The sequence below is a fragment of the Enterobacter sp. DN genome (assembly GCF_046054285.1).
Classification (GTDB): Bacteria; Pseudomonadota; Gammaproteobacteria; order Enterobacterales; family Enterobacteriaceae; genus Enterobacter; species Enterobacter hormaechei_C.
In genome coordinates this window covers 110,703-130,770 of the sequence record NZ_JBJJTG010000006.1, presented here as the reverse complement: position 1 = coordinate 130,770, position 20,068 = coordinate 110,703, and the positions used below count along the sequence as shown (strand labels likewise).

The following is a 20,068-nucleotide window of genomic DNA, read 5'->3' as shown; positions in this document are numbered from 1 at the left end:
AACAGCATGACTGATGTAACTGTAAAATCGCTGGCTGCTGAGATTCAGACCTCCGTGGACCGCCTGGTACAGCAATTTGCTGATGCAGGGATCCCGAAGTCCGCTGATGACTCGGTGACCGCGCAAGAAAAACAAACCTTGTTAGCGCACCTGAACCGTGAACACGGCTCTACGCCTGACAAGTTAACGCTACAGCGTAAAACGCGTAGCACGTTGAACATCCCTGGTACCGGTGGCAAAAGCAAGTCGGTACAAATTGAAGTCCGCAAGACGCGCACCTTTGTAAAACGTGATCCGCAAGAGGCAGAACGCCTTGCCGCGGAAGAGCAGGCACAGCGTGAAGCGGAAGAACAAGCTCAGCGTGAGGCAGAAGCCACTGCCAAACGTGAAGCAGAATTAAAAGCTGAACGTGAGGCCGCAGAAAAAGCGAAACGCGACGCCGGTGAAAAAGCGAAGCGTGACGCTGCGGAAAAAGACAAAGTGAGCAATCAACAGACTGACGAAATGACCAAAACTGCCCAGGCTGAAAAAGCCCGCCGTGAAAATGAAGCTGCCGAGCTGAAGCGTAAAGCGGAAGAAGAAGCCCGCCGCAAGCTTGAAGAAGAAGCTCGCCGCGTCGCCGAAGAAGCGCGTCGCATGGCAGAAGAAAACGAGAAGAACGGTGTGAATACCGCTGAACCAACTGAAGATACCAGCGATTATCACGTCACCACGTCTCAGCATGCGCGTCAGGCAGAAGACGACAACGACCGCGAAGTTGAAGGTGGTCGTGGCCGTACTCGCAGTGCAAAAGCTGCGCGTCCTGCGAAAAAAGGTAACAAACACGCTGAATCAAAAGCTGACCGTGAAGAAGCGCGTGCAGCGGTTCGCGGCGGTAAAGGCGGCAAGCGTAAAGGTTCCGCTCTCCAGCAGGGCTTCCAGAAGCCTGCTCAGGCCGTTAACCGTGACGTTGTGATCGGCGAAACCATCACCGTTGGCGAACTGGCTAACAAGATGGCGGTGAAAGGCTCTCAGGTCATCAAAGCGATGATGAAACTGGGCGCAATGGCCACCATCAACCAGGTCATCGACCAGGAAACCGCACAGCTGGTTGCCGAAGAGATGGGCCACAAAGTTATCCTGCGTCGTGAAAACGAGCTGGAAGAAGCAGTAATGAGCGACCGTGATACGGGCGCAGCGGCTGAACCGCGCGCACCGGTCGTGACCATCATGGGTCACGTTGACCACGGTAAAACCTCTCTGCTTGACTACATTCGTTCTACTAAGGTTGCCTCCGGCGAAGCGGGTGGTATTACCCAGCACATCGGTGCTTACCACGTAGAAACCGAAAACGGCATGATCACCTTCCTGGATACCCCAGGCCACGCAGCGTTTACCTCAATGCGTGCTCGTGGTGCTCAGGCAACGGATATCGTTGTTCTGGTTGTTGCTGCCGACGATGGCGTGATGCCACAGACCATTGAAGCTATCCAGCACGCGAAAGCGGCGCAGGTGCCTCTGGTTGTCGCAGTTAACAAAATCGATAAGCCAGAAGCCGATATGGATCGCGTGAAGAACGAACTGTCCCAGTACGGCGTTATGCCGGAAGAGTGGGGCGGTGAAGCGCAGTTCATCCCTGTATCTGCAAAAGCAGGTACCGGTATCGACGACCTGCTGAACGCTATCCTGCTTCAGGCTGAAGTTCTGGAGCTGAAAGCGGTTCGTAAAGGTATGGCGAGCGGCGCGGTAATCGAATCCTTCCTGGATAAAGGTCGTGGTCCGGTTGCAACCGTTCTGGTTCGCGAAGGTACTCTGCACAAGGGCGACATCGTTCTGTGTGGTTTCGAATACGGTCGCGTTCGTGCGATGCGTAACGAACTGGGTCAGGAAGTGCTGGAAGCGGGTCCGTCCATTCCAGTGGAAATTCTCGGCCTGTCCGGTGTTCCGGCTGCCGGTGACGAAGTCACCGTGGTACGTGACGAGAAGAAAGCGCGTGAAGTCGCTCTGTATCGTCAGGGTAAATTCCGTGAAGTGAAGCTGGCTCGTCAGCAGAAATCTAAACTCGAGAACATGTTCGCCAACATGACCGAAGGCGAAGTTCACGAAGTGAACATCGTTCTGAAAGCGGACGTTCAGGGTTCTGTGGAAGCGATCTCCGACTCCTTGCTGAAACTGTCTACCGACGAAGTGAAAGTGAAGATCATCGGTTCTGGCGTAGGTGGTATCACCGAAACCGACGCAACCCTGGCAGCAGCGTCCAACGCGATCCTGGTTGGCTTCAACGTTCGTGCTGACGCATCTGCGCGTAAAGTGATTGATGCTGAAAGCCTGGATCTGCGTTACTACTCCGTCATCTATAACCTGATTGACGAAGTGAAAGCAGCGATGAGCGGCATGCTGTCTCCTGAGCTGAAACAGCAGATCATCGGTCTGGCTGAAGTACGTGACGTGTTCAAATCACCGAAATTCGGTGCGATCGCGGGCTGTATGGTTACCGAAGGGACCATCAAGCGTCACAACCCAATCCGCGTACTGCGTGACAACGTGGTTATCTACGAAGGTGAGCTGGAATCCCTGCGCCGCTTCAAAGATGACGTTAACGAAGTCCGTAACGGCATGGAATGTGGTATCGGCGTGAAGAACTACAACGACGTTCGCGTTGGCGATATGATCGAAGTGTTCGAGATCATCGAAATTCAGCGTACCATCGCGTAATCTTCGTCAACTGAAGAGTAATTAGCGTAGGCCGGGTAAGCGAAGCGCCACCCGGCAGTAATTTTAAAAAGGGGCTTAAGCCCCTTTTTTGTCTGGAGAATTTATTATGGCGAAAGAATTTGGTCGCCCACAGCGCGTCGCGCAGGAGATGCAGAAAGAGATCGCTCTCATTCTGCAACGTGAAATCAAAGATCCACGCGTGGGTATGATGACCACCGTGTCTGGCGTGGAAATGTCCCGCGACCTGGCGTACGCCAAAGTGTTTGTTACTTTCCTGAATGACCAGGATGAAGACGCCGTGAAGAACGGCATTAAAGCGTTGCAGGAAGCCTCTGGTTTCATCCGCTCTCTGCTTGGCAAAGCAATGCGCCTGCGTATCGTGCCAGAGCTGACCTTCTTCTACGACAACTCGCTGGTTGAAGGTATGCGTATGTCCAACCTGGTGACCAGCGTGGTGAAACATGACGATGAGCGTCGTGTTAACCCGGCGGACGACAGCAAGGAGGACTGATGAGTCGTCCTCGTCGTCGCGGTCGTGACGTGCATGGCGTGCTGTTGCTGGATAAACCACAGGGCGCATCCAGCAACGACGTGCTGCAAAAAGTGAAGCGTATTTATAACGCCAACCGTGCAGGGCACACTGGCGCGCTGGATCCGCTGGCAACCGGCATGCTGCCGATCTGCCTGGGGGAAGCGACAAAGTTTTCCCAGTACCTGCTGGATTCGGATAAGCGCTACCGCGTGATTGCCAAACTGGGCCAGCGCACGGATACCTCCGATGCAGATGGCCTGGTGGTGGAAGAGCGCCCGGTGACCTTCAGCGCGGAGCAACTTGATGCGGCGCTGGACAGCTTCCGTGGTGATACGCTACAGGTGCCGTCGATGTATTCGGCGCTGAAATATCAGGGCAAAAAGCTCTACGAATATGCGCGTCAGGGCATTGAGGTTCCGCGTGAAGCTCGTCCGATTACCGTGTATGAGTTGCTGTTCATTCGCCACGAAGGTGATGAACTCGAGCTGGAAGTACACTGTTCGAAAGGGACCTATATCCGCACCATCATTGATGACCTCGGTGAAAAGCTGGGCTGCGGCGCGCATGTGATTTATCTGCGTCGTCTGGCGGTCAGCAAATATCCGGTCGAACGCATGGTGACGCTTGAGCATCTGCACGCCCTGGTTGAGCAGGCGCAAGCGCAGGGCGTTGCGCCTGCCGATCTGCTGGACCCGCTGCTGATGCCAATGGACAGTCCGGCAGTGGACTTCCCGGTTGTTAATCTTCCTTTAACATCGTCCGTTTACTTTAAGAACGGAAACCCGGTTCGCACATCGGGGGCGCCGCTTGAGGGCCTGGTACGCGTGACGGAAGGTGACGAAGGGAAATTCATCGGTATGGGCGAAATGGACGGCGAAGGGCGTGTGGCGCCGCGTCGTCTGGTCGTCGAATATCCGGTCGAAGCGTGACGGTGATAACGCCTCACCTTGCGATAAGCAGGGGAGACGAGTAGAATATCGCCGCTTAACGCCTGGTAAATTGTTTAACAATCTGCGGGGCGTACATGGGATAGCTGAATTAGAGATCGGCATCCTTACATTCTTTATACTTTGGAGTTTGAAAATGTCTCTAAGCGTTGAAGCTAAAGCTAAAATCGTTTCTGAGTTTGGTCGTGGTACTAACGACAGCGGTTCTACCGAAGTTCAGGTTGCACTGCTGACTGCACAGATTAACCACCTGCAAGGTCACTTTGCAGAGCACAAAAAAGATCACCACAGCCGTCGTGGTCTGCTGCGTATGGTTTCTCAGCGTCGTAAACTGCTCGACTACCTGAAGCGTAAAGATGTTGCACGCTACACCGCGCTGATCGAGCGTCTGGGCCTGCGTCGCTAATTCTTGCGAGTTTCAGAAAAGGGGGCCTGATGGCCCCTTTTTTCAACCAGACGGCAGCAATTCAATGGAAACTATTGTATTGTTGCTATAAATGATCTTCATTGCAGAGGTTCGCGCGGCTAATGAGAGGCTTCACCCATGAGGGTGTCGGTTGTCATTAGTCGCGAGGATGCGAAGAAGGTCGGGTTAAATCGTCAGCACACCTGAGGTGTGCTTTCAAACATTTAAGAAAGGACAGAATTTTGCTGAATCCGATCGTTCGTAAATTCCAGTATGGTCAGCATACCGTCACGCTGGAAACCGGCATGATGGCGCGTCAGGCTACTGCTGCCGTTATGGTAAGCATGGATGACACTGCTGTATTCGTTACCGTAGTTGGCCAGAAAAAAGCTAAACCAGGTCAGGACTTCTTCCCACTGACCGTTAACTACCAGGAGCGTACCTACGCTGCCGGTAAAATCCCGGGTGGCTTCTTCCGTCGTGAAGGCCGTCCAAGCGAAGGCGAAACCCTGATCGCGCGTCTGATTGACCGCCCGGTTCGTCCGCTGTTCCCGGAAGGCTTCGTAAACGAAGTTCAGGTTATTGCGACCGTTGTTTCCGTTAACCCACAGGTTAACCCGGACATCGTTGCTATGATCGGCGCATCTGCGGCCCTGTCACTGTCTGGTATTCCATTCAATGGCCCAATCGGTTCCGCGCGCGTTGGCTACATCAACGACCAGTACGTACTGAACCCAACTCAGGAAGAGCTGAAAGAGAGTAAGCTGGACCTGGTTGTTGCCGGTACTGAAGCAGCGGTTCTGATGGTTGAATCCGAAGCTGAACTGCTGAGCGAAGATCAGATGCTGGGCGCTGTGGTATTTGGCCACGAGCAGCAGCAGATCGTTATCCAGAACATCAACGACCTGGTGAAAGAAGCCGGTAAACCACGTTGGGACTGGCAGCCAGAAGCGGTGAACGAGGCGCTGAACGCACGCGTTGCTGCACTGGCAGAAACTCGTCTGAGCGACGCATACCGCATCACCGACAAACAGGAGCGCTATGCTCAGGTTGATGTGATCAAATCTGAAGTGACCGCGACCCTGGTTGCCGAAGACGAAACGCTGGACGCTAACGAGATTGGCGAAATCCTGCACGCCATCGAGAAAAACGTTGTTCGTAGCCGCGTCCTGGCAGGCGAGCCGCGTATCGATGGCCGTGAAAAAGACATGATCCGTGGTCTGGACGTGCGTACTGGCGTACTGCCACGTACTCACGGTTCTGCGCTGTTCACCCGTGGTGAAACGCAGGCGCTGGTAACCGCGACCCTAGGTACCGCACGTGACGCACAGATCATCGACGAACTGATGGGCGAGCGTACTGACAGCTTCCTGTTCCACTACAACTTCCCTCCGTACTCTGTGGGCGAAACCGGTATGGTTGGCTCACCGAAGCGTCGTGAAATTGGTCACGGTCGTCTGGCGAAGCGCGGCGTGCTGGCAGTGATGCCAGAAGCAGACAAATTCCCGTACACCGTACGTGTGGTGTCTGAAATCACCGAATCCAACGGTTCCTCTTCTATGGCTTCCGTGTGTGGTGCCTCTCTGGCGCTGATGGATGCAGGCGTGCCAATTAAAGCCGCCGTTGCAGGTATCGCAATGGGTCTGGTGAAAGAGGGCGACAACTACGTTGTTCTGTCTGACATTCTGGGCGACGAAGACCACCTGGGCGATATGGACTTCAAAGTAGCGGGTTCCCGTGACGGTATCTCTGCCTTGCAGATGGATATCAAAATTGAAGGTATCACCAAAGAGATCATGCAGGTTGCTCTGAACCAGGCTAAAGGTGCGCGTCTGCACATCCTGGGCGTGATGGAACAGGCGATTAATGCGCCGCGTGGCGACATTTCTCAGTTCGCTCCACGTATCCACACCATCAAGATCAATCCAGACAAGATCAAAGATGTTATCGGTAAGGGCGGTTCTGTTATCCGTGCACTGACCGAAGAAACGGGCACCACCATCGAAATCGAAGATGACGGTACTGTGAAGATCGCAGCAACCGACGGCGAGAAAGCGAAATACGCTATCCGTCGTATCGAAGAGATCACGGCAGAAATCGAAGTGGGCCGTATCTACAATGGTAAAGTGACCCGTATCGTTGACTTTGGCGCATTCGTTGCCATCGGTGGCGGTAAAGAAGGTCTGGTACACATCTCTCAGATCGCTGACAAGCGCGTTGAGAAAGTGACCGATTACCTGCAAATGGGTCAGGAAGTACCGGTGAAAGTTCTGGAAGTTGACCGCCAGGGCCGTATCCGTCTGAGCATTAAAGAAGCAACCGAGCAGTCTCAGCCTGCTGCGGCGCCGGAAGCTCCGGCTGCTGAACAGCAAGGCGAGTAAGGTTGCCATTTGCCCTCCGCGCAGGCGGAGGGCTTATTATCAGGCAGGACGCCTTGTTAAGCCGCCGGGGGACAGGACGTTCATCCAATAGTTGTCTTCGGGAGTGGGAAATGAAGCCTTTTTTGCGCTGGTGTTTCGTTGCGACAGCTTTAACGCTGGCAGGATGCAGCAACTCTGCCTGGCGTAAGAGCGAAGTCCTCGCAGTGCCATTGCAACCGACTTTGCAGCAGGAAGTCATTCTGGCACGCATGGAACAAATACTTGCCAGTCGGGCTTTAACCGATGACGAACGCGCACAGCTTTTATATGAGCGCGGAGTGTTGTATGATAGTCTCGGTCTGAGGGCACTGGCGCGAAATGATTTTTCACAAGCGCTGGCGATTCGACCTGATATGCCTGAAGTATTCAATTACTTAGGCATTTATTTAACGCAGGCAGGCAATTTTGATGCTGCCTATGAAGCGTTTGATTCTGTACTTGAGCTTGATCCAACTTACAACTACGCGCACTTGAATCGCGGTATCGCATTGTATTACGGCGGTCGTGATAAGTTAGCGCAAGATGATCTGCTGGCGTTTTATCAAGACGATCCTAATGATCCTTTCCGCAGCCTGTGGCTTTACATCGTTGAGCAGAAGCTCGATGAGAAGCAGGCCAAAGAAGCACTGAAACAGCGCTTCGAGAAATCGGACAAGGAACAGTGGGGATGGAACATTGTCGAGTTCTACCTGGGCAACATTAGCGAAGCAACGCTGATGGAACGCCTCAAGGCGGACGCAACGGATAACACCTCGCTCGCTGAGCATCTCAGTGAAACCAACTTCTATTTAGGTAAGTACTACCTAAGTCTGGGGGATATGGACAGCGCTACGGCACTGTTCAAATTAGCGGTTGCTAACAACGTACATAACTTCGTTGAGCACCGTTATGCATTGTTGGAATTATCGCTCTTGGGCCAGGAGCAAGACGACCTGGCAGAATCGGACCAGCAATAGCTGACGACATAAACATCAGCCCGTAATCTTTTGATTGCCATCACCTTCACTGGTGAGGGCGTTGTTGTTCGTCAATACACCTAATTTGAGCCGGTTCACACTTTTCAATGAAAATTGCTAATCATTTTCACGATGAGCTAAGTAGACTGGCCGCCATTAATATCGAGGCACTTGTACTACATGGCTGAATTCGAAACCACTTTTGCAGATCTGGGCCTGAAGGCTCCTATCCTTGAAGCCCTTAACGATCTGGGTTACGAAAAACCATCTCCGATCCAGGCTGAGTGTATCCCACACCTGCTTTCTGGTCGTGACGTGCTGGGCATGGCCCAGACTGGTAGCGGTAAAACCGCAGCATTCTCGCTGCCGCTGCTGAACAACATTGATCCGGACCTGCGCGCGCCGCAGATCCTCGTCCTGGCTCCAACCCGTGAACTGGCTGTTCAGGTTGCTGAAGCCATGACGGAATTCTCTAAACATATGCGCGGCGTAAACGTGGTTGCCCTGTACGGCGGCCAGCGTTATGACGTGCAGTTACGCGCCCTGCGCCAGGGTCCACAGATTGTTGTCGGTACGCCGGGCCGTCTGCTGGATCACCTGAAGCGCGGTACCCTGGACCTCTCTAAACTGAGCGGTCTGGTACTGGACGAAGCCGATGAAATGCTGCGTATGGGCTTCATCGAAGACGTAGAAACCATCATGGCGCAGATCCCGGAAGGTCATCAGACCGCTCTGTTCTCTGCAACTATGCCAGAAGCGATCCGTCGCATTACCCGCCGCTTCATGAAAGAGCCGCAGGAAGTGCGTATTCAGTCCAGCGTGACCACTCGCCCGGACATCAGCCAGAGCTACTGGTCTGTATACGGCATGCGCAAAAACGAAGCGCTGGTGCGTTTCCTGGAAGCAGAAGATTTTGATGCGGCGATTATCTTCGTTCGTACCAAAAACGCGACCCTGGAAGTGGCTGAAGCCCTGGAGCGTAGCGGCTACAACAGCGCAGCGCTGAACGGCGACATGAACCAGGCCCTGCGTGAGCAGACTCTGGAGCGTCTGAAAGACGGTCGTCTGGATATCCTGATTGCAACCGACGTGGCAGCACGTGGCCTGGACGTTGAGCGTATCAGCCTGGTTGTAAACTACGATATCCCAATGGACTCCGAGTCTTACGTTCACCGTATCGGCCGTACCGGTCGTGCGGGTCGTGCAGGCCGTGCGCTGCTGTTCGTTGAGAACCGCGAGCGTCGTCTGCTGCGTAACATTGAACGCACCATGAAGCTGACCATTCCAGAAGCCGAGCTGCCAAACGCAGAACTGCTGGGCAAACGCCGTCTGGAAAAATTCGCCGCGAAAGTACAGCAGCAGCTGGAAAGCAGCGATCTGGATCAGTACCGTGCGCTGCTGTCCCAGATCCAGCCTGTCGCTGAAGGCGAAGAGCTGGACATGGAAACCCTGGCCGCAGCACTGCTGAAAATGGCGCAGGGCGAACGTAGCCTGATCGTGCCACCTGATGCGCCGATGCGTCCTAAGCGTGAGTTCCGTGACCGTGACGATCGCTTCGAACGTCGTGGCGACCGTAACGACCGTGGTCCACGCGGTGACCGTCCAGAGCGTGGTGGTGAAGACCGTCCACGTCGCGAGCGTCGTGACGCTGGCGAAATGGAACTGTATCGCATTGAAGTGGGCCGTGATGATGGTGTTGAAGTTCGTCACATCGTTGGCGCGATCGCTAACGAAGGCGACATCAGCAGCCGTTACATCGGTAACATCAAGCTGTTCGGTTCCCACTCCACCATCGAGCTGCCAAAAGGCATGCCGGGCGAAGTACTGCAACACTTTACTCGCACCCGCATCCTGAACAAGCCGATGAACATGCAGCTGCTGGGCGATGCACAGCCACGTCCTGACCGTGGCGGCGAACGTCGTGGCGGTGGTCGCGGTTTCGGTGGCGAGCGTCGTGAAGGCGGTCGCAGCGAAGGTCGCGGTGGTGAAGGCCGTCGTTTCTCCGGTGAGCGCCGCGAAAACCGTGGTCCACGCCGTGAAGAAGGCGCCAGCCGTCGTCGTTTCGGTGACGCGTAAGCCTTTCGCTTCTGACGTAAAGTAAAATATACAGCCCCGATAGTTGCTATCGGGGCTTTTTTTATTCCTTTTGTACTCTTGTACTGGTACAGTGCAACACACTAAAATGCAGAACCACATTTTTCACTGGAGATAAGGCCGCATGGCAACACTAACCACCACCCAAACGTCACCTTCGCTGCTTGGCGGCGTGGTGATCATCGGCGGAACCATCATTGGTGCCGGGATGTTTTCCCTGCCTGTGGTCATGTCCGGTGCGTGGTTCTTCTGGTCGCTGGCGGCGCTGGTTTTCACCTGGTTCTGCATGCTCCATTCCGGGCTGATGATCCTTGAAGCAAACCTGAACTACCGCATTGGCTCCAGCTTCGACACCATCACCCGGGATCTGTTGGGCAAAGGCTGGAACCTGGTGAACGGGCTGTCCATCGCGTTTGTACTCTATATCCTGACCTACGCGTACATTTCAGCGAGCGGGTCGATTCTGCATCACACCTTCTCAGAGATGTCGCTGAACGTTCCGGCGCGTCTGGCGGGTCTCTGCTTCGCGCTGGGCGTGGCGTTTATCGTCTGGATGAGCACCAAAGCGGTCAGCCGCATGACGGCAATCGTGCTGGGCGCAAAGGTCATCACCTTCTTCCTGACCTTCGGCAGCCTGCTGGGGCACGTCACGCCGGCCACGCTGTTTAACGTTGCCGAAGTGAACACCTCCTACACGCCGTACCTGCTGATGACGCTGCCATTCTGTCTGGCGTCGTTCGGCTACCACGGCAACGTACCGAGCCTGATGAAGTACTACGGCAAGGATCCGCGCACCATCGTGAAATGCCTGGTTTACGGCACGCTGCTGGCGCTGGGGCTGTATGTGATCTGGCTGCTGGGGACGATGGGTAACATCCCGCGTCCGGAATTTATCGGCATTGCGCAGAAGGGCGGTAACATTGATGTGCTGGTACAGGCGCTGAGCGGCGTGCTGAACAGCCGCAGTCTGGATCTGCTTCTGGTGGTCTTCTCGAACTTTGCGGTAGCGAGCTCATTCCTCGGCGTGACGCTGGGCCTGTTTGACTACCTGGCGGATCTGTTTGGTTTTGATGACTCTGCTATGGGGCGCTTCAAAACCGCGCTGTTGACCTTCCTGCCGCCGATTGTGGGCGGCCTGCTGTGGCCGAACGGTTTCCTGTACGCCATCGGCTATGCGGGACTGGCGGCCACCATCTGGGCGGCGATTGTACCGGCGCTGCTGGCGCGCAAATCACGTAAGCGCTTCGGCAGCCCGAAATTCCGCGTCTGGGGCGGAAAACCGATGATTGCGCTGATTCTGGTATTTGGTATCGGCAATGCGGTGGTGCACGTGCTGTCGAGTTTTAATCTGTTGCCTGTGTATCAGTAAAACGTGCGGTCTGAACCCCTCACCCCGGCCCTCTCCCCATGGGAGAGGGAGAAAAGAATGTAGGCCCGGTAAGCGAAGCGCCACCGGGCAAAGCAAAAAACTACCCCACCAACTCCTCTTTCACCTGCATCGCCAAATCAAACGAATGCAGACGCGCCTGGTGATCGAAAATCTGGCCGTTAACCATAATCTCATCCGCCTGGGTTTCACGCAGCACCGCCTCCAGCCCGTGACGCACTTTCGCCTTATCACCCACCAGCGACATACTCAGAGCCTGCTGCACGCCATACTGCTCGGAGGCCGACCACAGCTGATGCATATTCTCTACCGGCGGTGGAAGCTGGCCCGTCTCACCGCGACGCAGCTTCACAAACGCCTGCTGCATAGAGGTAAACAGGAATTCCGCGTCGCGGTTGCTGTCGGCGGCAATGATATTGATACACACCATCGCATACGGCTTCTCCAGACGTTCAGACGGTTGGAAGTGCGTACGATAAAGATGCAGTGCCTGATGCAGCATATCCGGTGCGAAGTGGGAAGCGAACGCGAACGGCAGCCCCAGTTGAGCGGCGAGCTGTGCGCTGTACAGGCTTGAGCCTAACAGCCATACCGGGATCTTTTCCCCGTACCCCGGCACAGGACGCACGTGCGGGTTCGGATCCCGCGCGTCAAACCAGTCCACCAGCTCGGCCACATCGCGCGGGAAGTTATCGATATCGCCGCTCATATGGCGACGCAGGGCGCGCATGGTCGGCTGGTCGCTGCCCGGCGCGCGGCCAAGCCCTAGATCAATACGGCCCGGATAAAGGGTATTCAGCGTCCCGAACTGCTCGGCAATCACCAGCGGGGCGTGGTTCGGCAGCATCACACCGCCGGAGCCCAGGTGCAGAGTGGTGGTATTCGCCGCCAGATAGCCAATCAGCACCGAGGTGGCGGCGCTGGCGATGCCCACCATATTGTGGTGCTCCGCCAGCCAGTAGCGGTGATAGCCGCGCTTTTCGGCAAGCTGAGCAAGATCGAGAGAGTGCGTGAAGGCTTCTCTGGCCGAGGAGCCTTGTGGGATCGGCGCCAGATCCAGCACCGAAAACGGAATGGTTTTGTCAGTCATAACAGCTCACTTTGTCGACGGTCAATCTTTAATACTGCATTAAAAAATGATAACCGTTGTTAACAAAGTGAGCCTTTTTTACGCCTGCAATTCCAGCCCGGCGAGACGTCTCCAGTAACCGTTGCAGTCGCTGTTTGCCGTCAACGGCAGCGGTGAGGCGCCGTTTTCGTTGGCGCGGAAGGCGTCCAGCATCGCGAAAACGCCGGTATCAAGCGGCGAAAGACGCACCATATCCACCAGCCCGTGCATTGACGCCAGTTCGTTGCCGAGGTTATAGACGTAACCGCTCATGGTCTGAATGCCGTTGAGGACAAACACCTGCTGGTTCTCCTGCGACAGCATACTGCGGCCGTTCGGGTACTTAATGCAGCAGGTTTCGCACTCGTCTTTCGGGCGATCTTCGGAACGTGCGGTGAAGCAGCGGGCAGAGTAGGCCAGCGGCAGATGGCCGTAGCTCAGAACCTCCACTTCAAACTTGTTGCGAATGCCCAGCTCTTCGCACTGTGTGAGCAGGTTGGCCAGCCAGTCGCGGGAGAGCTCAACCGGCATGCACCAGCGGGTCATCCCCTGTTTGAGCAACAGGCGCAGGGTCACCGCGTTATAGCAGTTCAGCGCATGTCCGGCGACAAACGGCAGCTTACGCTCGGCACACAGGTTTACCACGCCCAGGTCGCTCGCCTCCAGCAGGAACTCACCGTTTTCGACGTAGCGCTTCAGCTCGCCCAGTTCAGAGGACGCCTGCACCAGCGCCAGCGTCGAGAGCACCACCTGCTTGCCGCTGCCGGCCAGGTTTTTCGCTATATCCAGCCAGTCGCCCACTTTGGTGGCGCGGCGCTTGCTGCACACCGCTTCGCCGAGGTAAATCACATCGGCGCTGCTGTTAGCCGCCTGCTGGTAAAAATCTTCCAGCGTCTCTTTTGGCCAGTAGTAAAGCACCGGCCCTAATGAATATTTCATGATTATCTCACTGCCATTTACGGTGGTACGCGCCGAGCGTAGTTTGGGTGCCTTCAGACATCGCGCCGAGCGTCTCCATCCAGGCCGCTTGTGGAGCATAGTTTTGCGGGTCCGCCATGCAGCGGTCGATGGCCTGACGCCACACCTTCGCCACCTGGCTCACGTAGGCCGGGCTGCGCTGGCGGCCTTCGATTTTCACCGAGGCAATATTGGCGGCCAGCAGTTCCGGCAGCAATTCCAGCGTGTTGAGGCTGGTGGGCTCCTCCAGCGCGTGGTAGCGCTCGCCGTCCACCAGATAGCGGCCCTTACACAGTGTCGGATACCCCGCGTTTTCACCGTCCTGATAGCGGTCAATTAACACGTCATTCAGGCGTGACTCCAGTCCCTGCGGTGTTTGCTGCCAGCGAACGAAGCGGGCAGGCGAGCAGGCGCCGACGGTATTTGGCGATTCCCCGGTGAGATAGGAAGAAAGATAGCAGCGGCCTTCGGCCATGATGCACAGGCTGCCGAAGGCAAAAACCTCCAGCGGCACTGGCGTGACGCGCGCCAGTTGCTTAACCTGATGAATAGAAAGCACGCGCGGCAGCACCACGCGAGCCACGTCAAAGTGTCGATGATAAAAACGCACGGCCTCTTCATTGGTGGCCGATGCCTGAACAGAGACGTGGCGCTCAATATGCGGATAACGTTCTGCCGCATACTCAAGCATGGCGAGGTCAGCCAGGATCAGCGCATCTGCGCCCAGTTGGGCCGCCATATCCACGGCGCGTTGCCAGCGGGCATAGCCATCAGGATGGGCAAAAGTATTGATGGCGATGTGCAGTTTGCGCCGGTGCTGGTGAACGAAGTTAACGGCTTCCTGAAGCTTTTTCTCCGTAAAGTTAAGACCCGCAAAATGGCGGGCGTTGGTATCATCTTTCAGCCCGATATAGACCGCATCGGCCCCATTTTCGATGGCCGCCTTAAGCGCCGGAAGGTTTCCGGCAGGGCAGAGCAGCTCCATAATTTATCCCGATGTTGTCGATCGCAGGGATCGTAAAAAATGTTAACGAGCTGGGATTTTAATTAACCCATACGCGACAATTTTTGATTTAAGGCAGCTAATGGCGTATTGATGGCACCAATAATGAGGTATACCGGACAACGGTTTGTTGATTTACGCCGCTATCTTCTTGTCGGGATATGGCAAAATAGCAGGACTATAGCTATCAGGGAGTAAAGCTCGTGCTGGATAAACTGCGTTCACGTCTCGTACAATTTGGTCCATCAATGCTGAGCGTGCCGGTAAAACTGGCACCGTTCGCGCTTAAACGCCAGGTGCTGGAACAGGTACTGAGCTGGCAGTTCCGCCAGGCGCTACAGGACGGTGAGCTGGAGTTTCTGGAAGGCCGCTGGTTAAAGATTGAAGTGCGCGATATCGGGTTGCGCTGGTTTACTTCCGTTGAGAACGATCGGCTGATCGTCCGTGAAACCGCCGAGGCGGATGTCAGCTTTAGCGCGGATGCCAGCGATCTGCTGATGATCGCCGCGCGCAAACAGGATCCGGACACCCTCTTCTTCCAGCGTCGTCTGGTGATTGAAGGCGACACGGAGCTCGGTCTGTACGTCAAAAATTTAATGGATGCCATTGAGCTGGAGCAGATGCCGAAAGCGCTGCGTATGATGTTGATGCAAATGGCAGATTTCGTTGAGGCCGGGCTAAAAACCCCGCCGGACAGTAAACACACTTCAGTAGGTGAGCCATGCTGATTCGAGTCGAAATTGGGATTGATGCGCCGGGTATCGATGCGTTGTTACGCCGCTCTTTTGCAGGCGACGCCGAAGCCCAACTGGTTCACGATCTTCGCGAAGATGGCCTGATTACGCTGGGCCTGGTTGCCACCGACGATGAAGGGCAGGTGGTCGGCTACGTGGCCTTCAGCCCGGTGATTGTGCAGGGCGAAGAGTTGCAGTGGGTCGGCATGGCGCCGCTGGCGGTGGATGAAAACTACCGTGGCCAGGGCCTGGCGCGCCAGCTGGTCTATGAAGGGCTGGATTCCCTGAATGAATTTGGCTATGCCGCTGTCGTCGTTCTGGGCGATCCGGCGTTCTATGAACGTTTAGGTTTTGAGCCAGCGGCTAAACACGATCTGCGCTGCCACTGGCCGGGCACGGAAACATCTTTCCTGGTGCATCCTCTGGCGGATGATGCGCTCGACGGCGTTACCGGTCTGGTGGAGTACCACGATCATTTCAATCGTTTTTAAGCAGGCTTTCGCGTAGCGCCTCGAAAGAGCCGTCCCCGTTGACGAGACGCTCTTTCTGGCGCTTCGTCAGCTGCTTGATGCGGTATTCCAGCCTGAGCGCCAGGGATCTGTCGCCCACGGCGGCTGAAAACGCTAACTGAAGTTCACCTTTCCCCCGCAGCGCCTTCGCCCCTTTCCCCGTTTGATGTTGTAAAAAACGCCGTGCCACATCGGTCGTGATCCCGGTGTAGAGTGCGTTATCAGCGGTTCGGACAAGATAGAGAAACCAGCACACGGTAAACAGATTCAGTATGTTAAGGTGAACGCACCATAGCATGAGAGAGAGCGAAAATGGAAACACTGGCCGCCATTAACCGCTGGCTGGCAAAGCAGCATGTCGTGACCTGGTGCGTCTGTAAAGACGAGGAGATGTGGTGCGCAAATGCCTTTTATTACTACGATCCCGGGCGCGTGGCCTTTTACGTGATGAGCGAAGATAAAACGCGGCATGCGCAGATGACGGGCCAGCGGGCAAAAGTGGCGGGCACGGTAAACGGTCAGCCTAAAACCGTTGCGCTGATCCGCGGGGTCCAGTTTAAAGGCGAAATTCGTCGCCTGGAAGGTGAGGAGAGCGACGCGCAACGTAAACGCTATACGCGCCGCTTCCCGGTGGCCGCGGCGCTAAAAGCCCCGGTGTGGGAAATCCGCCTTGATGAGCTGAAATTTACCGACAACACCCTGGGCTTTGGCAAGAAGCTGCACTGGTTACGCGCCGAGCAGGCGTAGCGCTTCACGGTTAAACGCTGGCAGATCGTCCGGTGTACGGCTGGTGATCAGCTGATCGTTATCGTTCACCACTTCCTGATCGTAGAACTCGGCTCCCGCGTTTTTCAGATCGATAACGATCGGCTTCACCGCGGTGAGCTTACGCCCGCGTACCACCTCGGCGCTGATCAGCAGCTGCGGACCGTGGCAAATGGCAAATACCGGTTTACCGGTGCCGACGAAGTCACGGGTAAAGGTGACGAAACGCTCGTCTCCGCGCAGGGAATCCGGTGAATGACCGCCCGGTAACAGCAGGGCGTCGAAATCCGACGGGCTGACGTTATCAATGGATTCGTCAATGGTCACGCTGGCTTCGCCCTTATGGCCCTTCACGGTTTTACCCGCTTCTTTCTCGATGGTGACCACCTCGTGGCCCGCCTTGCGGAATGCCTCTGCTGGCGACGTAAATTCTGAATCTTCAAACTCGTCGGTAATCAAGACTGCGATTTTTTTACCCATGCTTCCTCCGTTGTTTTCGCTTCAGACTGTTTTTTTCCCGTTTGTGGTAAATACTTACCGGTAACAGACTTTTAAGTGTGGTAGAGCAGGCCCAGAACGCAAACGGACAATTCTGTAAAGGGGATAAGATGAGTCAGGTACTGATTACCGGCGCAACCGGGCTGGTGGGTGGACATCTGCTGCGGCTGCTGATCCAGGATCGGCATATCAATTATATCGCCGCCCCGACGCGTCGCCCGCTGTTGGATATCACCGGCGTCTATAACCCGCACGATCCACAGCTCACCGACGCGCTGGCGCAAGTGCAGGATCCCATTGATATCGCCTTTTGCTGCCTTGGCACCACCCGACGGGAAGCGGGCAGTAAAGAAGCTTTTGTCCATGCGGATTACACACTGGTGGTGGATACCGCCCTGACGGCGAAAAAGCTGGGCGCAAAACATTTCCTGGTGGTCAGCGCGCACGGCGCGAACGCAGGCTCGCCGTTTTTTTACAACCAGGTGAAGGGCAAAATGGAAGAGGCGTTAATCGCGCAGAAATGGGAGCGCCTGACCATCGCGCGGCCTTCCATGCTGATGGGGCACCGTGACGAACGTCGTTTTAACGAGTCTATTTTCGCTCCGCTGTTTCGCATTCTGCCGGGTAACTGGAAGTCCATCGAGGCGCGGGATGTCGCGCTGGCGATGCTAAAAGAGGCGCTGGCTCCGTCGCAGGAGGGGGTTAATATTATCCCTTCGGCAAAACTGCGTGAAATCGCGCAGGGCGAGGCGTAAACTTCCCCGGCTTATTAAATAACACCTTCCGGGGAATGGTATGACTGGTCAGTCTTCATCTCAGGCGGCAACACCTGTTCAGTGGTGGAAGCCCGCACTCTTCTTTCTCGTGGTCATCATTGGCCTCTGGTATGTGAAATGGCAGCCGTACTACGGTAAAGCCTTCACCGCCGCCGACACCCACAGCATCGGTAAATCGATTCTGGCGCAGGCCGATTCCAGCCCGCTACGCGCGGCGTGGGATTACGCCATGGTCTATTTTCTTGCCGTCTGGAAAGCGGCGGTATTGGGCGTATTGCTGGGCTCGCTGATTCAGGTACTTATCCCGCGTAACTGGCTGGTGAAAACCCTGGGACAGCCGCGCTTGCAGGGCACGCTACTGGGGACGATTTTCTCCCTGCCGGGCATGATGTGCTCCTGCTGCGCCGCACCGGTGGCGGCGGGTATGCGCCGACAGCGTGTGTCGATGGGCGGCGCGCTTGCCTTCTGGATGGGTAACCCCCTGCTGAACCCGGCAACGCTGGTGTTTATGGGCTTCGTTCTCGGCTGGCATTTCGCGTTTATCCGTCTGGCGGCTGGCCTGCTGACGGTGGTGCTTGTCGCTACGCTGGTGCAGCACCTGGTGAAAGACAACGAGGCCGGGCCTGCCTCCGTTGAGCTGGACGTCAGCGAGCCGCAGGGCAGTTTCTTTGCTCGCTGGGGCAAAGCGCTGTGGCAGCTTTTCTGGAGCACCATTCCGGTCTATATCCTGGCCGTACTGGTGCTGGGGGCGGCGCGCGTCTGGCTGTTCCCGCATGCGGATGGCGCTATCGACAACACGCTGATGTGGGTGATTGCGATGGCGGTGGCCGGGTGCCTGTTCGTGATCCCAACCGCGGCGGAGATCCCGATTATTCAGACCATGATGATGGCTGGTATGGGGACCGCACCGGCGCTGGCGCTGCTCATCACGCTGCCGGCGGTGAGCCTGCCGTCGCTTATCATGCTGCGTAAGTCATTCCCGGCGAAAGCGCTGTGGCTGACTGCGGGGCTGGTGGCGTTGAGCGGAGTGATTGTGGGGAGTATGGCGCTTGTGTGAAAAAAGCCCGGTGGCGCTAGCGCTTACCGGGCCTGTAGTCAGGTGGTAATTACTTAATGTAAGTAAAGGCGGTGGTGACGTGTTTCACGCCGCTCACCCGGCTGGCGATATCCGCCGCCGCTTTCCCTTCACGTTCCGTCACCAGACCCAGCAGGAACACTTCGCCGTTCTCCGTGGTCACTTTCACGTTTGAGGATTTCACCTGGTCGGTACCCAGCAGCTGGGAACGCACTTTGGTGGTGATCCAGGTATCAGATGACGCGGTGCCGAGACCAATCGGCTGGCCCTGGCGGATCTCGTTAAACACTTCCGCCGTGCCTTCCACACCCATCGCAATCTGTTTGGCGCGCGAGGCGAGTTCAGGATTTGGCGCCTGGCCTGCCAGCAGCACTTTGCCCTGATAAGCCGTCACGTTGATGCGTGCTTCCTTCTTGATCTGCTCGTCTTTCGACAGCGCACTGTTTACGCGCAGCTCAAGCGTACCGTCATCCACCTGCGTCCCAACGGTGCGCGGATCGGTCGCTGCTTTGGTGCCGACCGCTGCGGTGCCGACTACAGCGGCAGCGATGCATCCCTGAAGCAGTAATGCAGACATCACGACTGCAAGGGCCGATAAAACCTTCATGAGAACTCCTTAATCATCCTGGTGAGGGAAAAGCGTGTTATCGATCAGATCGCATAAGCAGTTCACCGTGAGCATATGCATCTCCTGGATGCGGGCGCTACGGTGCGAAGGAATGCGGATCTCCACATCCTGCGGCCCCAGCAGGCCGGCCAGCTCTCCGCCGTCGTAACCGGTCAGGGCGACAATCGTCATATCCCGGGTCACTGCCGCTTCAACCGCTTTAACGATATCCCGGCTGTTACCGCGCGTGGAGATCGCCAGCAGCACGTCTCCGGCATGGCCTAAGGCGCGCACCTGCTTGGCGTAGATTTCGTCATGCAGACGATCGTTGGCAATCGCAGTTAAGACCACGTTATCGGTGTTTAGTGCAATGGCAGGTAAACTCGGGCGCTCGGTTTCGAAGCGATTGATCATGCTGGCAGCAAAATGCTGTGCGTTGGCGGCGGACGTGCCATTGCCACAACAGAGGATTTTGTTGCCGTTGAGCAGCGACTGAACCAGCGTCATCGCTGCACGCGAGATCGCGTCCGGAAGGGCTTCCGCCGCGGCAATCTGCGTTTGAATGCTTTCTGTGAAGCACACTTTAATTCGTTCGAGCAC

Annotated in this window: 21 protein-coding genes; 14 read left to right on the top strand and 7 right to left on the bottom strand. The window is 56.0% G+C overall.

The window, feature by feature from the left end; genetic code table 11:
• Positions 1-6: 6 nt before the first annotated feature.
• The 9 genes from infB to mtr all read left to right on the top strand — a co-directional run bounded on the left by infB (position 7) and on the right by mtr (position 11,418).
• Positions 7-2,694, top strand: coding sequence for a translation initiation factor IF-2 (infB, locus tag ACJTMZ_RS15660; protein WP_006812117.1), 2,688 nt, complete (start codon positions 7-9; stop codon positions 2,692-2,694).
• Between the two features lie 106 nt (positions 2,695-2,800).
• Complete coding sequence (gene rbfA, locus ACJTMZ_RS15655; RefSeq protein WP_003861793.1) at positions 2,801-3,205, top strand: 30S ribosome-binding factor RbfA; 405 nt, start codon at positions 2,801-2,803, stop codon at positions 3,203-3,205.
• Positions 3,205-4,155 carry a tRNA pseudouridine(55) synthase TruB gene (gene truB / locus ACJTMZ_RS15650; RefSeq protein WP_017693918.1) on the top strand — a complete coding sequence of 317 codons (951 nt, stop codon included), beginning with the start codon at positions 3,205-3,207 and terminating at the stop codon, positions 4,153-4,155. Before rbfA ends, truB begins: the two co-directional genes overlap by 1 nt.
• A 154-nt stretch (positions 4,156-4,309) precedes the next feature.
• Positions 4,310-4,579, top strand: coding sequence for a 30S ribosomal protein S15 (gene rpsO, locus ACJTMZ_RS15645; RefSeq protein ID WP_003861789.1), 270 nt, complete (start codon positions 4,310-4,312; stop codon positions 4,577-4,579).
• 242 nt (positions 4,580-4,821) lie between these two features.
• Positions 4,822-6,960 (top strand): polyribonucleotide nucleotidyltransferase, encoded by a 2,139-nt coding sequence (gene pnp, locus ACJTMZ_RS15640; protein WP_017382452.1) that lies wholly within the window; start codon positions 4,822-4,824, stop codon positions 6,958-6,960.
• A 110-nt stretch (positions 6,961-7,070) separates the two neighbouring features.
• The gene (nlpI, locus tag ACJTMZ_RS15635) at positions 7,071-7,955 is read left to right on the top strand and encodes a lipoprotein NlpI (RefSeq protein WP_003861782.1); all 885 of its coding nucleotides are present in this window, start codon (positions 7,071-7,073) and stop codon (positions 7,953-7,955) included.
• Positions 7,956-8,062: 107 nt separating this feature from the next.
• Entirely contained in the window at positions 8,063-8,143 is an 81-nt protein-coding gene (gene yrbN, locus ACJTMZ_RS15630; RefSeq protein ID WP_097397692.1) for a protein YrbN, read from the top strand.
• Positions 8,136-10,031, top strand: coding sequence for a DEAD/DEAH family ATP-dependent RNA helicase (locus ACJTMZ_RS15625; protein ID WP_003861780.1), 1,896 nt, complete (start codon positions 8,136-8,138; stop codon positions 10,029-10,031). Before yrbN ends, ACJTMZ_RS15625 begins: the two co-directional genes overlap by 8 nt.
• A gap of 142 nt (positions 10,032-10,173) precedes the next feature.
• The gene (gene mtr, locus ACJTMZ_RS15620; protein ID WP_006812114.1) at positions 10,174-11,418 is read left to right on the top strand and encodes a tryptophan permease; all 1,245 of its coding nucleotides are present in this window, start codon (positions 10,174-10,176) and stop codon (positions 11,416-11,418) included.
• Between the two features lie 100 nt (positions 11,419-11,518).
• Here the strand turns inward: mtr and ACJTMZ_RS15615 are convergent, their stop codons facing one another.
• The 3 genes from ACJTMZ_RS15615 to ACJTMZ_RS15605 all read right to left on the bottom strand — a co-directional run bounded on the left by ACJTMZ_RS15615 (position 11,519) and on the right by ACJTMZ_RS15605 (position 14,486).
• Positions 11,519-12,526 (bottom strand): LLM class flavin-dependent oxidoreductase, encoded by a 1,008-nt coding sequence (locus ACJTMZ_RS15615; RefSeq protein WP_032672051.1) that lies wholly within the window; start codon positions 12,524-12,526, stop codon positions 11,519-11,521.
• A gap of 78 nt (positions 12,527-12,604) precedes the next feature.
• On the bottom strand, positions 12,605-13,483 hold the full coding sequence (locus tag ACJTMZ_RS15610) for a U32 family peptidase (RefSeq protein WP_033487754.1): 879 nt from the start codon (positions 13,481-13,483) through the stop codon (positions 12,605-12,607).
• Positions 13,484-13,490: 7 nt separating this feature from the next.
• Positions 13,491-14,486, bottom strand: coding sequence for a peptidase U32 family protein (locus tag ACJTMZ_RS15605; RefSeq protein ID WP_003861773.1), 996 nt, complete (start codon positions 14,484-14,486; stop codon positions 13,491-13,493).
• Between the two features lie 221 nt (positions 14,487-14,707).
• On the opposite strand from ACJTMZ_RS15605, the gene ACJTMZ_RS15600 reads away from it, so the two are divergent.
• Positions 14,708-15,232, top strand: coding sequence for an SCP2 domain-containing protein (locus ACJTMZ_RS15600; protein ID WP_003861771.1), 525 nt, complete (start codon positions 14,708-14,710; stop codon positions 15,230-15,232).
• Positions 15,226-15,729 carry a GNAT family N-acetyltransferase gene (locus ACJTMZ_RS15595; protein WP_045341648.1) on the top strand — a complete coding sequence of 168 codons (504 nt, stop codon included), beginning with the start codon at positions 15,226-15,228 and terminating at the stop codon, positions 15,727-15,729. The genes ACJTMZ_RS15600 and ACJTMZ_RS15595 overlap by 7 nt, the downstream gene beginning before the upstream one ends.
• Here ACJTMZ_RS15595 and ACJTMZ_RS15590 read toward each other — a convergent pair.
• Positions 15,716-16,045 carry a GIY-YIG nuclease family protein gene (locus ACJTMZ_RS15590; protein ID WP_003861768.1) on the bottom strand — a complete coding sequence of 110 codons (330 nt, stop codon included), beginning with the start codon at positions 16,043-16,045 and terminating at the stop codon, positions 15,716-15,718. The genes ACJTMZ_RS15595 and ACJTMZ_RS15590 overlap by 14 nt on opposite strands.
• A gap of 14 nt (positions 16,046-16,059) precedes the next feature.
• Here ACJTMZ_RS15590 and ACJTMZ_RS15585 point away from each other — a divergent pair, with 14 nt between their 5' ends.
• Positions 16,060-16,494: a YhbP family protein gene (locus ACJTMZ_RS15585; protein ID WP_047365703.1), complete on the top strand. Its 435-nt coding sequence runs from the start codon at positions 16,060-16,062 to the stop codon at positions 16,492-16,494.
• Here ACJTMZ_RS15585 and ACJTMZ_RS15580 read toward each other — a convergent pair.
• Positions 16,474-16,992, bottom strand: a complete 519-nt coding sequence (locus ACJTMZ_RS15580) for a type 1 glutamine amidotransferase domain-containing protein (RefSeq protein ID WP_015571965.1) — start codon at positions 16,990-16,992, stop codon at positions 16,474-16,476. The genes ACJTMZ_RS15585 and ACJTMZ_RS15580 overlap by 21 nt on opposite strands.
• A gap of 128 nt (positions 16,993-17,120) precedes the next feature.
• Here ACJTMZ_RS15580 and ACJTMZ_RS15575 point away from each other — a divergent pair, with 128 nt between their 5' ends.
• Together ACJTMZ_RS15575 and ACJTMZ_RS15570 are read left to right on the top strand one after the other, a co-directional pair.
• Entirely contained in the window at positions 17,121-17,765 is a 645-nt protein-coding gene (locus ACJTMZ_RS15575) for an NAD(P)H-binding protein (protein ID WP_023295493.1), read from the top strand.
• Positions 17,766-17,805: 40 nt separating this feature from the next.
• Positions 17,806-18,843, top strand: coding sequence for a permease (locus tag ACJTMZ_RS15570; RefSeq protein WP_023295492.1), 1,038 nt, complete (start codon positions 17,806-17,808; stop codon positions 18,841-18,843).
• A 49-nt stretch (positions 18,844-18,892) separates the two neighbouring features.
• Here ACJTMZ_RS15570 and dolP read toward each other — a convergent pair whose 3' ends face one another.
• Positions 18,893-19,468 carry a division/outer membrane stress-associated lipid-binding lipoprotein gene (gene dolP / locus ACJTMZ_RS15565; protein ID WP_006812102.1) on the bottom strand — a complete coding sequence of 192 codons (576 nt, stop codon included), beginning with the start codon at positions 19,466-19,468 and terminating at the stop codon, positions 18,893-18,895.
• 9 nt (positions 19,469-19,477) lie between these two features.
• Positions 19,478-20,068 carry a DnaA initiator-associating protein DiaA gene (diaA, locus tag ACJTMZ_RS15560; protein WP_003861754.1) on the bottom strand — a complete coding sequence of 197 codons (591 nt, stop codon included), beginning with the start codon at positions 20,066-20,068 and terminating at the stop codon, positions 19,478-19,480.

What these genes read in the sequence shown, in the direction of transcription:
- infB (WP_006812117.1), top strand. Translation starts at nt 7, where the DNA reads ATGACTGATGTAACTGTAAAATCGCTGGCTGCTGAGATTCAGACCTCC.
- rbfA (WP_003861793.1), top strand. Translation starts at nt 2,801, where the DNA reads ATGGCGAAAGAATTTGGTCGCCCACAGCGCGTCGCGCAGGAGATGCAG.
- truB (WP_017693918.1), top strand. Translation starts at nt 3,205, where the DNA reads ATGAGTCGTCCTCGTCGTCGCGGTCGTGACGTGCATGGCGTGCTGTTG.
- rpsO (WP_003861789.1), top strand. Translation starts at nt 4,310, where the DNA reads ATGTCTCTAAGCGTTGAAGCTAAAGCTAAAATCGTTTCTGAGTTTGGT.
- nlpI (WP_003861782.1), top strand. Translation starts at nt 7,071, where the DNA reads ATGAAGCCTTTTTTGCGCTGGTGTTTCGTTGCGACAGCTTTAACGCTG.
- yrbN (WP_097397692.1), top strand. Translation starts at nt 8,063, where the DNA reads ATGAAAATTGCTAATCATTTTCACGATGAGCTAAGTAGACTGGCCGCC.
- ACJTMZ_RS15625 (WP_003861780.1), top strand. Translation starts at nt 8,136, where the DNA reads ATGGCTGAATTCGAAACCACTTTTGCAGATCTGGGCCTGAAGGCTCCT.
- mtr (WP_006812114.1), top strand. Translation starts at nt 10,174, where the DNA reads ATGGCAACACTAACCACCACCCAAACGTCACCTTCGCTGCTTGGCGGC.
- ACJTMZ_RS15615 (WP_032672051.1), bottom strand. Translation starts at nt 12,526, where the DNA reads ATGACTGACAAAACCATTCCGTTTTCGGTGCTGGATCTGGCGCCGATC.
- ACJTMZ_RS15610 (WP_033487754.1), bottom strand. Translation starts at nt 13,483, where the DNA reads ATGAAATATTCATTAGGGCCGGTGCTTTACTACTGGCCAAAAGAGACG.
- ACJTMZ_RS15605 (WP_003861773.1), bottom strand. Translation starts at nt 14,486, where the DNA reads ATGGAGCTGCTCTGCCCTGCCGGAAACCTTCCGGCGCTTAAGGCGGCC.
- ACJTMZ_RS15595 (WP_045341648.1), top strand. Translation starts at nt 15,226, where the DNA reads ATGCTGATTCGAGTCGAAATTGGGATTGATGCGCCGGGTATCGATGCG.
- ACJTMZ_RS15590 (WP_003861768.1), bottom strand. Translation starts at nt 16,045, where the DNA reads ATGCTATGGTGCGTTCACCTTAACATACTGAATCTGTTTACCGTGTGC.
- ACJTMZ_RS15585 (WP_047365703.1), top strand. Translation starts at nt 16,060, where the DNA reads ATGGAAACACTGGCCGCCATTAACCGCTGGCTGGCAAAGCAGCATGTC.
- ACJTMZ_RS15580 (WP_015571965.1), bottom strand. Translation starts at nt 16,992, where the DNA reads ATGGGTAAAAAAATCGCAGTCTTGATTACCGACGAGTTTGAAGATTCA.
- ACJTMZ_RS15575 (WP_023295493.1), top strand. Translation starts at nt 17,121, where the DNA reads ATGAGTCAGGTACTGATTACCGGCGCAACCGGGCTGGTGGGTGGACAT.
- ACJTMZ_RS15570 (WP_023295492.1), top strand. Translation starts at nt 17,806, where the DNA reads ATGACTGGTCAGTCTTCATCTCAGGCGGCAACACCTGTTCAGTGGTGG.
- dolP (WP_006812102.1), bottom strand. Translation starts at nt 19,468, where the DNA reads ATGAAGGTTTTATCGGCCCTTGCAGTCGTGATGTCTGCATTACTGCTT.